Annotated in this window: 13 protein-coding genes and 1 riboswitch; of the genes, 10 read left to right on the top strand and 3 right to left on the bottom strand. The window is 73.2% G+C overall.

The annotated features are described in order from the left end of the window. Nucleotides 1-245 precede the first annotated feature (245 nt). Nucleotides 246-409, top strand: a riboswitch (cyclic di-AMP (ydaO/yuaA leader). Between the two features lie 3 nt (nucleotides 410-412). From ACYVG5_RS03205 to ligD, 6 genes are all read left to right on the top strand, one after another. Continuing rightward, nucleotides 413-997 carry a LysM peptidoglycan-binding domain-containing protein gene (locus ACYVG5_RS03205; RefSeq protein WP_222046535.1) on the top strand — a complete coding sequence of 195 codons (585 nt, stop codon included), beginning with the start codon at nucleotides 413-415 and terminating at the stop codon, nucleotides 995-997. A 143-nt stretch (nucleotides 998-1,140) separates the two neighbouring features. Then, on the top strand, nucleotides 1,141-2,907 hold the full coding sequence (gene treZ, locus ACYVG5_RS03200) for a malto-oligosyltrehalose trehalohydrolase (protein WP_222046533.1): 1,767 nt from the start codon (nucleotides 1,141-1,143) through the stop codon (nucleotides 2,905-2,907). 2 nt (nucleotides 2,908-2,909) lie between these two features. Continuing rightward, nucleotides 2,910-3,662 (top strand): dihydrofolate reductase family protein, encoded by a 753-nt coding sequence (locus ACYVG5_RS03195; protein ID WP_222046531.1) that lies wholly within the window; start codon nucleotides 2,910-2,912, stop codon nucleotides 3,660-3,662. A gap of 8 nt (nucleotides 3,663-3,670) precedes the next feature. Then, nucleotides 3,671-4,744 carry an ATP-dependent DNA ligase gene (locus ACYVG5_RS03190; protein WP_222046529.1) on the top strand — a complete coding sequence of 358 codons (1,074 nt, stop codon included), beginning with the start codon at nucleotides 3,671-3,673 and terminating at the stop codon, nucleotides 4,742-4,744. Between the two features lie 40 nt (nucleotides 4,745-4,784). Further along, on the top strand, nucleotides 4,785-6,344 hold the full coding sequence (locus tag ACYVG5_RS03185) for an alpha/beta hydrolase (RefSeq protein WP_222046527.1): 1,560 nt from the start codon (nucleotides 4,785-4,787) through the stop codon (nucleotides 6,342-6,344). A gap of 16 nt (nucleotides 6,345-6,360) precedes the next feature. Continuing rightward, entirely contained in the window at nucleotides 6,361-7,428 is a 1,068-nt protein-coding gene (ligD, locus tag ACYVG5_RS03180) for a non-homologous end-joining DNA ligase (RefSeq protein ID WP_222046525.1), read from the top strand. A 22-nt stretch (nucleotides 7,429-7,450) separates the two neighbouring features. Here the strand turns inward: ligD and ACYVG5_RS03175 are convergent, their stop codons facing one another. Further along, a complete protein-coding gene (locus ACYVG5_RS03175; RefSeq protein WP_222046523.1) occupies nucleotides 7,451-8,497 on the bottom strand; it encodes an LLM class flavin-dependent oxidoreductase in 1,047 nt (348 codons plus the stop codon). A 241-nt stretch (nucleotides 8,498-8,738) separates the two neighbouring features. Between ACYVG5_RS03175 and ACYVG5_RS03170 the strand changes: the two genes are divergently transcribed. From ACYVG5_RS03170 to ACYVG5_RS03160, 3 genes are all read left to right on the top strand, one after another. Further along, nucleotides 8,739-9,107, top strand: a complete 369-nt coding sequence (locus tag ACYVG5_RS03170; protein ID WP_222046521.1) for a hypothetical protein — start codon at nucleotides 8,739-8,741, stop codon at nucleotides 9,105-9,107. Between the two features lie 81 nt (nucleotides 9,108-9,188). Continuing rightward, a complete protein-coding gene (locus ACYVG5_RS03165) occupies nucleotides 9,189-9,569 on the top strand; it encodes a hypothetical protein (protein WP_222046519.1) in 381 nt (126 codons plus the stop codon). A 182-nt stretch (nucleotides 9,570-9,751) separates the two neighbouring features. Then, nucleotides 9,752-9,955 (top strand): cold-shock protein, encoded by a 204-nt coding sequence (locus tag ACYVG5_RS03160; RefSeq protein ID WP_222046517.1) that lies wholly within the window; start codon nucleotides 9,752-9,754, stop codon nucleotides 9,953-9,955. Between the two features lie 93 nt (nucleotides 9,956-10,048). Here ACYVG5_RS03160 and ACYVG5_RS03155 read toward each other — a convergent pair whose 3' ends face one another. Beyond that, nucleotides 10,049-10,507 carry a hypothetical protein gene (locus ACYVG5_RS03155; RefSeq protein WP_222046515.1) on the bottom strand — a complete coding sequence of 153 codons (459 nt, stop codon included), beginning with the start codon at nucleotides 10,505-10,507 and terminating at the stop codon, nucleotides 10,049-10,051. A 242-nt stretch (nucleotides 10,508-10,749) separates the two neighbouring features. Between ACYVG5_RS03155 and msrB the strand changes: the two genes are divergently transcribed. After that, entirely contained in the window at nucleotides 10,750-11,169 is a 420-nt protein-coding gene (msrB, locus tag ACYVG5_RS03150; protein ID WP_222046513.1) for a peptide-methionine (R)-S-oxide reductase MsrB, read from the top strand. A 256-nt stretch (nucleotides 11,170-11,425) separates the two neighbouring features. Here the strand turns inward: msrB and hemQ are convergent, their stop codons facing one another. Further along, entirely contained in the window at nucleotides 11,426-12,145 is a 720-nt protein-coding gene (gene hemQ, locus ACYVG5_RS03145) for a hydrogen peroxide-dependent heme synthase (RefSeq protein WP_222046511.1), read from the bottom strand. Nucleotides 12,146-12,178: the final 33 nt, after the last annotated feature.

The following is a 12,178-nucleotide window of genomic DNA, read 5'->3' as shown; positions in this document are numbered from 1 at the left end:
CCCCTGCCCCCCACCACTCGCACGCTCGCGGTGGGTCCCTGCAGGAGGCCGATCACTAACGCAGGGTTACAGGCCGGGGACGCTGCGGCGTCTCCGGCCCGGCCTGTCGGAGCCCGAGCTGGGCGGATGTCGGACCGAGCGATCCGGACCGAAGCGGAACCGGGCGGTTTCGTTCACAGTGGGAGAGCGCCTGGGCCACACCGGACGGGCGCGAGGCACCGGACCGCCGAGCCCCGTCCGCCGGCAGCCTGACACCGACCCACCCAGGACGGGGACGGGGAACCCACTTCCGACGCGCAGCGCGTGTCTCGGGGTGAAGCCGTGCCGCGCCCTTCCGGGGGTGCGAGCGGCCGGGCACCGATTCGCCCGAACCCGACAGCTAACCCCGCAGGCGGTGATCGGAGGATCACCCATGTCCCACCTCTCCATGAGCCGCGCCCGCCGCAGCGCACTCCGCGCCGGAACGGTCGCGGTCGGCGCCGCCGCCCTCGGGATCGGCGTCCTCGCCGGGCCCGCCTCGGCGTCGCACTACGACTGGTCCGGCGTCGCCCAGTGCGAGTCCAGCGGCAACTGGCAGATCAACACCGGCAACGGCTACTACGGCGGGCTGCAGTTCAGCTCGCCCACGTGGCTGGGCCACGGCGGCGGCGAGTTCGCTCCGCGCGCCGACCTGGCCACGCCGGCGCAGCAGGTCGAGGTCGCCGAGCGGGTGCTGCTGACCCAGGGCGTCGGCGCCTGGCCGACGTGCGGCAAGCAACTGCGCGACGGCACGACCCCGGCGGCCGCTGCCCCCGCCCCGGCACCGGCACCGGCGCCTGCTGCGGCGCCCGCGCCCGCGCCCGCGGCCTCGGGCGACACCTACACGGTGCGTCCCGGTGACACGCTGGCGGAGATCGCCGCCGCGCACGGCACCAGCTGGCAGGAGCTGCACGGCCGCAACTCCGCCACGGTGCCGAACCCGCACGTGATCCGGGTGGGCCAGCAGCTGGCGCTGTGACACCCGGGCGGCCGGAGGACGTCGTCCTCCGGCCGCCTCCGGGGCGCGATCGTGGGGCACCCCACGGTTGGCGCCGCCCGTGGCGGGCATGATCGGCCAGGCTCCGTCGGAGCCGCACCGCCGCGATCCGAGCAGGAGTTCCCATGGCAGCACCGTCCGCCTCGCCCGCCGAGTTCTCCGTCTGGGCCCCGCTGCCGGAACGGGTGCGCGTCACCGTCGACGGCACGATCTCCGACATGCAGCGCGACGACGCCGGCTGGTGGCGGGCCACCGTGGATGCGGCCCCGGAGGCCGACTACGGCTTCCTGCTCGACGACGACGAGACACCGCGCCCCGACCCGCGCTCGCGCCGCCAGCCCGAGGGCGTGCACGGGCTGTCCCGCCGCTTCGACCCCTCGGCGTACCCGTGGGGTGACTCCAGCTGGACCGGCCGTCCGCTGGCCGGGAGCGCCGTCTACGAGCTGCACGTCGGCACGTTCACCCCCGAGGGCACCTTCGATGCCGCGATCGGCAGGCTCGGCCACCTGGTCGAGCTGGGCGTGGGCTTCGTCGAGCTGCTGCCGGTCAACGCGTTCAACGGCACGCACAACTGGGGCTACGACGGCGTCGCCTGGTACGCCGTCCAGGAGACCTACGGCGGGCCCGAGGCCTACCAGCGCTTCGTCGACGCCTGCCACGGCTGCGGTCTGGGCGTGATCCAGGACGTCGTCTACAACCACCTCGGGCCGTCGGGGAACTACCTGCCGGAGTTCTTCCCGATCTTCGCGGAGGGCGGCGCGAACAGCTGGGGCAAGTCGATCAACCTGTCGGGCCCGGAGTCCGACGAGGTGCGCCGCTACATCCTGGACAACGTGCTGATGTGGCTGCGCGACATGCACGTCGACGGGCTCCGGCTGGACGCGGTGCACGCGCTGGTCGACGAGCGCGCCACCCACCTGCTCGAGGAGATGGCCACCGAGGTCGACCGGCTGTCGGTCGCCGAGGGCCGGCCGTTGACGCTCATCGCCGAGAGCGACCTCAACGATCCGCGGATGGTCACCCCCCGGGTGGCGGGCGGCACCGGCCTGGACGCGCAGTGGAGCGACGACTTCCACCACGCGCTGCACGCCACGCTGACCGGTGAGGAACAGGGCTACTACGCCGACTTCGCCGCGGCCGGCATCGGCGCGGTCGCCAGGACGCTGACCGGCGCCTTCTTCCACGCCGGCGACTGGTCGAGCTTCCGCCGCCGGCACCACGGCCGCCCGGTCGACACCGCGAGCCTGCCCGGCTGGAAGTTCGTCGGCTACCTGCAGGACCACGACCAGATCGGCAACCGCGCCGTCGGCGACCGGATCTCCGCCTCGCTCTCCCCCGGCCTGCTCGCGGCCGGCGCCACCCTGGTGCTGACCAGCCCCTTCACCCCGATGCTGTTCATGGGCGAGGAGTGGGGCGCGAGCACGCCGTGGCAGTTCTTCACCAGCCACCCCGAGCCCGAGCTGGGCCGGGCCACCGCCGAGGGCCGGATCGGCGAGTTCGCCGCGCACGGCTGGGACGCCGCCGTCGTCCCGGATCCGCAGGACCCGGAGACGTTCACCCGCTCCAAGCTGGACTGGTCCGAGCTGGGCCGGGCGCCGCACGCGGAGCTCTTCGAGGTGCACAAGGCGCTGCTCGCGCTGCGCGCGGCGCACCCCGACCTCGTCGACCCCGACCTGTCGGCCGTGCAGGTGCACTGGGACGACGCGGACCGCTGGCTGGTCGTGTACCGCGGCTCGCTGCGGGTGGTCGCGAACCTGTCCGACCAGCCGCGCGAGATCGACCTCGACGTCCCGGCGACCGGGGTGCTGTTCGCCACCGCGGAGCTGCCGGTGCTGGACGACGACACCGTGACGCTGCCGGCGGAGAGCGCCGCCGTGCTGACCACCCGCTGACGGTGCAGCGGCTGCTGCCCTCGCCCGGGCCGGTCGACGAGCGCGGGCTGGCCGAGGCGTACCGGCTGCCGGGCGGCCGGCACGTGCGGGTCAACTTCGTCGCGGCCCTGGATGGCGCCATCAGCGTGGCCGGGCGCAGCGGCGGGCTGGGGTCCGACGGCGACCGGCGGGTGTTCCGGGTCCTCCGGGCGCTGGCCGACGCCGTCCTCGTCGGGCACGGCACGGCCGCCGCCGAGGGCTACCGGCCGGTGCTGGCCGATTCCCCCGTCGGCCGGTTGCGGACCGCGCTGGGCAGCCGGCCGACCGCGCCGGTCGTGGTTGTGTCCCGGCGGGCGTCCCTGGCCCCGGACGCGCAGCTGGTCACCGACGCGGTCTCCCCCACCGTGCTGGTCACCTGCGCCGCCGCGGACGCCGGCCGGCGGGCCGCGCTGGCCGCCGCCGGCGTGCAGGTGCTCGTCTGCGGGGACGACGACGTCGACCTGCCCTCGGCGGTCGACGCCCTCGCCGATCGCGGCCTGGCCCAGCTGGTCTGCGAGGGCGGACCGGCGCTGTTCGCCGCCGCGCTGGCCGCCGGCGTCGTCGACGAGCTCGACCTGTCCGTGGCCCCGTTGCTGGTGGGCGGCGGACCAGGCCTCCTGGCGGGCCCGCCCCTGCCCGGGCCGGCAGCTGCGGAGCTGGTCCAGGTGCTCGAGGAGGGCGGCTACCTGTTCACCCGGTACGCGCTGGCCGGCCCGGCACCGCCCGGTGCTGCTTGACTGCCCCCATGGACCTGCCCGTGCTCCCGCCGGTCAAGCCGATGCTCGCCAAGCCCGCGGCGAAGCTGCCCACCGGCGACGACCTGTTCTACGAGCCGAAGTGGGACGGTTTCCGTTGCATCGTGTTCCGCGACGGCGACGAGGTGGAGCTGGGCAGCCGCAATGAGCGCCCGCTGACCCGCTACTTCCCGGACGTGGTCGCGGCGGCGAAGGCCCAGCTGCCCGAGCGCTGCGTGGTCGACGGCGAGATCGTCGTCCCGCGCGGGAACCGGCTGGACTTCGAGTCGCTGCTGCAGCGCATCCACCCCGCGGCCTCGCGGGTGGACAGGCTGGCCGCGGAGACGCCGGCGTCCTTCGTCGCCTTCGACCTGCTGGCCCTCGGGAACGAGTCGCTGCTGGACACCCCGTTCGGCGAGCGGCAGGCCCGGCTGCGGGCGGCGCTGTCCGGCACGCAGGCGCCGGTGCACGTCACCTCCGTGACCCAGGACGCCGAGCTGGCCCAGCGGTGGTTCGCCGAGTTCGAGGGCGCCGGCCTGGACGGCGTCATCGCCAAGCGCGCCGACCTGCGCTACGCCCCCGACCAGCGGCTGATGACCAAGGTGAAGCACGTGCGCACCGCCGACTGCGTGGTCGCCGGATTCCGCTGGCACAAGAGCGGCCCGGTGGTCGGGTCGCTGCTGCTGGGCCTCTACGACGGTGCCGGGACGCTGCAGCACATCGGGGTCGCGGCCTCGTTCACGATGAAGCGCCGCGCCGAGCTGGTGGCGGAGCTCGCCCCGTTCCGGGCCGACGCGCTCGGTGACCACCCGTGGCAGGACTGGGCGAACGCCCAGGTGGAGAACGAAACCGAGCACCGGATGCCCGGGGCGACGAGTCGCTGGAACGCCGGGAAGGACCTGTCCTGGGTGCCGCTGCGCCCCGAGCTCGTGGTGGAGATCAAGTACGACCAGCTGGAGGGCAGCCGGCTCCGGCACACCGGGCACTTCCTGCGCTGGCGCCCCGACCGCGAGGCCCGCTCCTGCACCTACGACCAGCTCGAGGTCCCGGTGCGCTACGACCTCGCCGAGGTCCTGGGCGGCTGATCGGTGTGCCCGGCCCGGCCGACCTTTACCCTGGGTGATCGTGACCGTCACCCGCCGCCTGCTGGCCGCCGCCGGACTCGTCCCGGCCACCGTGCTGGCCCTGGTGGGCTGCACGTCGTCCGACGACGACACCCAGCCGACCGCGAGCTCGTCCAGTGCCGCGCCCGCGACGGCCGAGGCCGACGAGATCGACTGGACCGACTGCGACGCCGAGATCTCGACGATCGTCGCCGGCCGGCCGGGCTCCGAGCGGGATCTCATGTTCTCCTGCGGCACGACGTCCGTGCCGGTCGACCACGCCGACCCCGGCGGCCCGACCCTGCAGCTGTTCCTGGTCAAGGCGGTGCTCGCCGGGCAGACCGACCGGATCGGCTCGCTGCTGGTGAACCCCGGTGGTCCGGGCGTCTCGGCCACCGACGCGGCGGTCCAGTCGGCGCTCACCCTGCCGATCGAGGTCCTCAACCGCTTCGACATCGTCGGGCTCGACCCCCGCGGCGTCGGGTTGTCCACGCCGGTCGAGTGCATCAGCGACGAGCAGAAGGACGCGATCACCGCGGCCGAGCCACGGCCGACCACGGCCGAGCAGCTCGACGCGGCGTTCACGATGGCCGAGGAGGTCGCTGCCGGGTGCGCCGAGCAGTACGACACCACGCTGGGTGCCTTCAACACCGTGGCCGCCGCCCGGGACATGGACCTGGTGCGCCAGGCGCTCGGGGACGAGCAACTGACCTACCTCGGCTACTCCTACGGCAGCACGCTGGGCTCCACCTACGCCGAGCTGTTCCCCGAGAACGTGCGGGCCCTGGTCCTCGACGGCGCGGTCGACCCCGACACCGACGCCCAGGGCGACGCGGAGGCGCGGGCCCGCGGCTTCGAGGACGCCTTCAACGCCTTCGCGGCCAACTGCACCGGCCTGGTCGGCGGCTGCCCCGTCGGCCCCGACCCGCGGCAGTTCCTGAACGACGTGCTGGCCCAGGCCGCCGCCGCGCCCATCCCCAGCAGCCGGCCCGGCGAGACCCGGCAGGCGACCCCCGGGCTGGTGCTCACCGGGGTGCGCTCGGCGCTGTATCAGCCGAGCGCCTGGCCGCAGCTGGCGCAGTCGCTGGCCAGTGCCCGCAACGGCGACTCCGCCGGCATCCTCACCCTCGCCGACACCCACACCGGCCGGAACGCCGACGGCACCTACAGCAACGTCATCGACGCGAACCGCACGATCACCTGCGCCGACACCGCAGCCGAGTTCACCGGCGAGGAGGTCCGCGCCCTCGTCGCGGACTGGAGCGCGCGCTACCCGCTGTTCGGCGCGGGCGCCGCGACCAGCCTCTACACGTGCTCGGCCTGGGATGCCCCGCGCACGCCGCTGCCCGAGCGCGACGCCGAGGGCAGCGCGCCGATCGTCGTCATCGGCACGCGCGGTGACCCGGTGACACCGCTGCAGGGCGCAGTGGACCTGGCCGAGGACCTCACGAGCGGGGTGCTGCTCACCTGGGACGGCAGCGGGCACACTGCCTATCCCAAGACCGATTGCGTGACCGCGGCCGTGAACGCGTACCTCATCGACCTGGTCGTGCCCGCCGACGGGCTCACCTGCCCGGCCTGACCTGATCGGAGCCCGCATGGCCAGCAGCAAGGATGCCGTCGTCCTGCAGGTGGACGGCCACGAGGTACGGGTCAGCAATCCGGAGAAGCCGTACTTCGCCGACCAGGGCCTCCGCAAGATCGACGTCGTCGAGTACTTCATCGCCGTCGGGCCGGGGATCCTGCTCGCGCTGCGGGACCGGCCCACGACGCTGGAGCGCTGGCCGGGCGGGGTGTTCGAGGGGGCGCGGATCTCCACCCGGATCGACAACACCGGTGACGCGTTCTACCAGAAGCGGGTGCCCAAGAACGCCCCCGACTGGGTGCCGACGGCGCACATCACCTTTCCCAGCGGGCGCACCGCCGACGAGATCGCCCCCGACTCGGTCGCCGTCGTCGCCTGGTGCGCCAACCTCGGGACGCTGACGTTCCACCCGTGGCCGGTATCCAGGACCGACGTCGAGCAACCCGACCAGATCCGGATCGACCTGGACCCGCAGCCGGGCACCGACTTCTCCGACGCGGTATGGGTGGCCCCGCACGTGCGGGAACTGCTCCACGAGTTCGGCATGGAGGGCTGGCCGAAGACCTCCGGTGGCCGCGGAGTGCACGTCTACGTGCCGATCCAGCCGCGCTGGACCTTCCCCGAGGTGCGGCGTGCGGTGATCGCGTTCGGCCGCGAGCTGGAGCGGCGCCTGCCCGACCGCGTGACGATGAACTGGTGGAAGGAGGAGCGCGGCGAGAAGATCTTCATCGACTACAACCAGATGGCCCGTGACCGCACGATCGCGAGCGCCTACTCCATCCGGCCCAAGCCGCACGCGCCCGTCTCCGCGCCGGTCGACTGGGACGAGCTGCCCGACGTCTCCCCGTTCGACTTCGACGTGCGCACCATGCCGGCGCGCTTCGCCGCCGTCGGTGACAGGCACGCCGGGCTGGCCGACCACGCCTTCGGCATCGAGCCGCTGATCGAGTTGGCCGATCGCCAGGAGCGGGACCTCGGGATGGGTGAGATGCCCTACCCCCCCGACTACCCCAAGATGCCCGGCGAGCCGATGCGGGTGCAGCCCAGCCGGGCGAAGAAGCCGGCCGCCGACCCGGCCTGACCGGGCGGCGGCCGGCCGCCGGCTACGCCTGCTGCAGCTGCGGCTGGACGTGCTCGACGAACAGGTCGAGCGAGCGCCGCGCCTCGTCCATGGTCATGTCACCGGTCGGCAGCATGAGGACGACCCGGTCGACCATGCCGGGCTCGAGGAAGCCGGCGAAGCGCTCGGCGATCTGCGCCGGAGTGCCGGCCCCCAGCCCGATCGACATCTCCAGACCCGCCAGGATCTTCCCGAGGGGAGCCATGACCTCCGCCCGCTCGTCCTCGGAGATCACCGTGTGGTCGAAGCGGTGGGCCGATGTCGTCCGCCGTCCCAGGCCGTCCGCTCCGCGCCGGGCCACGGCCACGGCGTCCTCCTCCCGCTCCGCGATCGCCAGCAGCATCGAGCAGGCCACCTGCGGCCGGGCGTCCGGGCCCTCCAGCCGGATCCGGTCGCCCTTGTGCTTCTCCCAGCTCTCCACGTACAGCTCGTACGCCGCCGGGCTGATCGGGCCCGGCCACATCAGGCTCATGCCGTACCGGCCGGCCGTCTCGGGATTGCCCGGGTACCAGAACGGGATGTGCTCCTGGAACGGCTTGGTCGACATCGGCATCGTCGGGAAGTCGTGGTACCTGCTCTGCTCACTGGAGATCTCCCCGGTGCGCAGGGCGTCGGCGATGATCCCCAGCGTGTCGACGAACCGCTCCTTGGCGTCGCGGTGGTCACTGCCGTGCCAGGCGTGCTCGGCCGGCACCGCGCCCCGCCCGACCCCGTAGTCCAGCCGCCCCTCGGTGAGCTGGTCCACCACGCACATGTCCTCGATCAGCTGGACCGGGTGGTGCATCGGCAGCAGCTTGACCATCGGGCCCAGCCGGATGCTGCTCGTGATCTGCGACGCGGCCGCCACCACGAGGTCCTGGTTCGGGGCCAGCGACAGGTCCGACCCGTGGTGCTCGGCCAGGTGGATGCTGGCGAACCCGGCCTGGTCCGCGGTGCGGAAGAGCTCGAGGCGGTCCTTCAGCAACCGGTGCGTCGGGGTTCCGGGGATGCCCTCGATGTGGTCGAACAGGCCGAAGGTCGGGACGGGCATGTGGGGCACCTCACTGGTCGTCGGGTCGGGCGAGTGTGCCACGGCCCCCGCGGAGGGCCGGGCGACGGAGTGCGCTGACCGGCGGTTCCCGTGCGGCGGGCTGCCACTCCCCGCACGCCGTTCCGGGCCGGGCTCACCCAACCGGGTGAGCACGCCCACCGGACGTGCCGCCCGGACTCGTCCCGCCGCCCTTCCCTGTCGTTGATCGATCCGTCGGTCGGAATCAGGGAGGACCCGGGCCATGCGCGCCTCGTTCGTCGTGTACGGCGTGCTGTACGTCGTCATCGAGATGGTCGGGTACCAGCTCGAGCTGATCGGCTGGCCGCAGATCACCGCACTGGACGTCGCGAGCGCGGTCACGAACGCCCTGCTGTGGGTTGCGCTGGTCGCCGCCGTCCTGGTGGCGCTGGACGTGGCCGGTGACCGCTGGCGCCGCCACCGCCGGGAGCAGCAGCGCGAGCTGGCCTGGGACGCGAGGTGGCACCGCCGTCAGGACTGGGACGACGCGGGCCCGATCACCGTGGCCAGCTGGCGCTCCCCGATGCCGGCCCTCCCTCCGGCGGCGGCCCGGCCCGATCCGGACGCCGTTCCGCGCGTACGTCTGCTCTGAGGCATCCGCGCTGGTCACCGAGGGTTTCCCGGACAGCACCAGCGGGCATCCGCCACCACCGGCTCCGAGAGAGGAAGACCCGTGGACACCTGGCTCATCGTGGTGATCGTGATCGCCGTCCTGGTGCTGCTGGCGCTGATCGCGCTGGCAGCGACGAAGCGGGGCGGCGCGGGCAAGGAGCGCAAGCGCGCCCAGGCGCGTGACCACATGCAGGAGGCGCAGGTGCGTGCGGCCAACGCCGACAAGGAGCAGGCCCTGGCCGACGAGCAGGCGGCCCGCGCGCGCCGGGAGCGCGCCGAGGTCGAGGAACGCGCCGCCCGGGCCGAGCAGGAAGCCCGCGATCGCATGGGGCACGCACGGGAGGAACGATCCGCCGCCCAGCAGCTGCAGGACAAGGCCGAGAAGCTCGCTCCCGGCACGGTGCGTCGTGACGACGACAGCGGCACCGCTCAGCGGCGCTGAGCCGGTCGGCACGGGCCCGGGATGGGGCGCTCCGGCCGGTGCCGGCGGCTCCGGCAGCAAGAATTTGCATCGATCGGGGGTCCGGGGCAGCGCGAGGGGGGCATGTGCGGCTAGGGTTCAGTCGTCGGGAAGGCCCTGCAGATGGCAGGACCCCGACGTACGACCTCAGCTAGGAGCGAGCAATGCCCGAAGGAACAGTGAAGTGGTTCAACGCCGAGAAGGGGTTTGGCTTCGCCACCCCTGACGGGGGCGGCCCGGACGTCTTCGTCCACTACTCGGCCATCCAGACCAGCGGGTACCGCTCGCTCGACGAGGGCCAGCGCATCTCGTTCGACGTCGAGCAGGGCCAGAAGGGCCCGCAGGCCGCGAACGTCGCCCCGCTCTGACCCAGAGTGGGCGGCTGATCCCAGCCACCTGACCAACGACAGTGCCCTCGCCGGGGAAACCGGGCGGGGGCACTGTCGCGTCCGGCCACGGTGTCAGCGTGCGCGGGGGACGTAGCCGCCGATCAGCGCGGACATCAGCAGCGCCCCGTCGTTGGGCCCCAGGGCGACGGCGGCGTCGCACATCGCCTGCCACCGCTGCCGCTCCACCTCGGTCATCGCCCCGGCGGCCCGAGCTGCCAGCTGCTCCAGCAGGCGCTCCCACTCACCCTGCGGGGTCGGCCACAGCCCGGTCAGCCGGCGCGCCTCGGCCGAGGCCGACGTGAAGCGCACGATGTCACCGGCGTGGTTGGTCAGCGCCACGACGTAGCCGGCGGCCACCAGCGCGTTGGCCGCCGACACCACCTGCGGCTTCGGCAGCCCGCTGGCCGGCACGACGGCCCCCAGGTAGGGGGCGCTCCCGTGCGGCGGCTCGTCCAGCAGCCGCACGATGGCCCGCAGCACGGGCAGGTCGCGGGTGAACCACACGTCGTCCAGCGGTTGGTCCGCGGTCATGACGTCCTCTCGATCGGATGGCGGGGGCGGCGCTCCCAGCCCGTCCACGGTACGAGCCCCCCGCTGCCCGGCCGGACGGCCGTCGATGCACAGCCTCCGCACAGCGGCCGGTCCCGCTCCGATCCGTCCCGTGACGTGCTGCTGACAGTCCGGTCATGCCGCGCTGACCTGCGCAGACACGATCGGCCGTGCGAACCCCGAGGGGCGGCGCACGGGTGGCGCGCCCGCCGTACGGTGGAGACATGACCACATCCGCCCAGCAGCCCCAGGTCGTCAGGACCGACGAGGAGTGGCGCGCCCAGCTGTCGCCGGAGGAGTACGCCGTCCTCCGCGAGGCCGGGACCGAACGGCCCTACACCGGCGAGTACGTCGACACGAAGACGGCCGGTGTCTACTCCTGCCGCGCCTGCGGCGCCGAGCTGTTCCGCTCGGAGACGAAGTTCGACTCCCACTGCGGCTGGCCCTCGTTCTACGAGCCGTCCGTGCGCGACAACGTCGTTCTCCGCGACGACCGTAGCTACGGCATGTTGCGTACCGAGGTGCTCTGCGGCAGCTGCCACAGCCACCTCGGGCACGTGTTCGAGGACGCACCGCAGACGCCCACGGGCGACCGCTACTGCATCAACTCGGTGAGCATCGCGCTGGCCCCCAGCGAGGGCTGAGTTCCCCGCAGCACCACGCACGACAGCGCCCCCGCCCGGGATCACGGGCGGGGGCGCTGTGCTGTGCACCTCGCCGACGGAGGAGGCTGGTGGCCGGCGGCGATGTAGGGCGCGGACGCCATACCGGCCCGCCAGGGCCGTCTGCGGACCCGTCGCGGAGGCCGGAGGCCTCCCGACGGGCACGCAGGAAACGGCTCAGCTCACCAGGGGCACGGCACCTGGCCGCGGTGTCATCCGGAGGATGACGATGTGCACCTCACGGCAGGTCGGCGACCAGCTCCGCGACCTGCTTGCGGGTGCCGGTGTAGAACGGCACCTCCTCGCGGACGTGCCGGCGGGCGCGGCTGGCCCGCAGATCGCGCATGAGGTCGACGATGCGGTGCAGCTCGTCGGCCTCGAAGGCGAGCATCCACTCGTAGTCGCCGAGGCCGAAGGAGGCGACGGTGTTGGCCCGGACGTCGGGATACGGCCGGGCCTGCATGCCGTGCTCCTTGAGCATGTCGCGCCGCTCCTCGTCGGGCAGCAGGTACCACTCGTAGGACCGCACAAAGGGGTAGACGCAGACGAAGCGGCGCGGCTCCTCGTCGGCGAGGAACGAGGGGATGTGGCTGAGGTTGAACTCGGCGGGGCGGTGCAGCGCCAGCTGCGACCACACCGGCTCGAGGTGCCGGCCCAGGGCGGTGCGGCGGAGCCGACCGTAGGCCTCCTGCAGCGCCTCGACCCGCTCGGCGTGCCACCAGATCATCAGGTCGGCGTCGGCCCGCAGACCGGCCACGTCGTAGACCCCGCGGACGACGACGTCCTTGCCGGCCAGCTCCGCGAACAGGGCGGTGACCTCGTCGGCAGCGGCCGCCCGCTGGTCGTCGCCGAGCGGGCGGGCCAGCTTGAACACCGACCACATCGTGTAGCGGATCTGGGCGTTGAGTTCGTTCGCCCGCTTACCGATGCTGCGCTCTCCGGTCTGCTGCTCGCTCATGTGCCCATTGTCGCGCGCCCGCCAGGAGCCCTG

This window comes from Modestobacter lapidis (assembly GCF_054780755.1).
This window is presented reverse-complemented; position numbering and strand designations above follow the sequence as displayed.

Bases quoted from the DNA above. Each gene is read 5' to 3' on its own strand.
- ACYVG5_RS03205 (WP_222046535.1), top strand. From the start codon at position 413: ATGTCCCACCTCTCCATGAGCCGCGCCCGCCGCAGCGCACTCCGCGCC.
- treZ (WP_222046533.1), top strand. From the start codon at position 1,141: ATGGCAGCACCGTCCGCCTCGCCCGCCGAGTTCTCCGTCTGGGCCCCG.
- ACYVG5_RS03190 (WP_222046529.1), top strand. From the start codon at position 3,671: ATGGACCTGCCCGTGCTCCCGCCGGTCAAGCCGATGCTCGCCAAGCCC.
- ligD (WP_222046525.1), top strand. From the start codon at position 6,361: ATGGCCAGCAGCAAGGATGCCGTCGTCCTGCAGGTGGACGGCCACGAG.
- ACYVG5_RS03175 (WP_222046523.1), bottom strand. From the start codon at position 8,497: ATGCCCGTCCCGACCTTCGGCCTGTTCGACCACATCGAGGGCATCCCC.
- ACYVG5_RS03170 (WP_222046521.1), top strand. From the start codon at position 8,739: ATGCGCGCCTCGTTCGTCGTGTACGGCGTGCTGTACGTCGTCATCGAG.
- ACYVG5_RS03160 (WP_222046517.1), top strand. From the start codon at position 9,752: ATGCCCGAAGGAACAGTGAAGTGGTTCAACGCCGAGAAGGGGTTTGGC.
- ACYVG5_RS03155 (WP_222046515.1), bottom strand. From the start codon at position 10,507: ATGACCGCGGACCAACCGCTGGACGACGTGTGGTTCACCCGCGACCTG.
- msrB (WP_222046513.1), top strand. From the start codon at position 10,750: ATGACCACATCCGCCCAGCAGCCCCAGGTCGTCAGGACCGACGAGGAG.
- hemQ (WP_222046511.1), bottom strand. From the start codon at position 12,145: ATGAGCGAGCAGCAGACCGGAGAGCGCAGCATCGGTAAGCGGGCGAAC.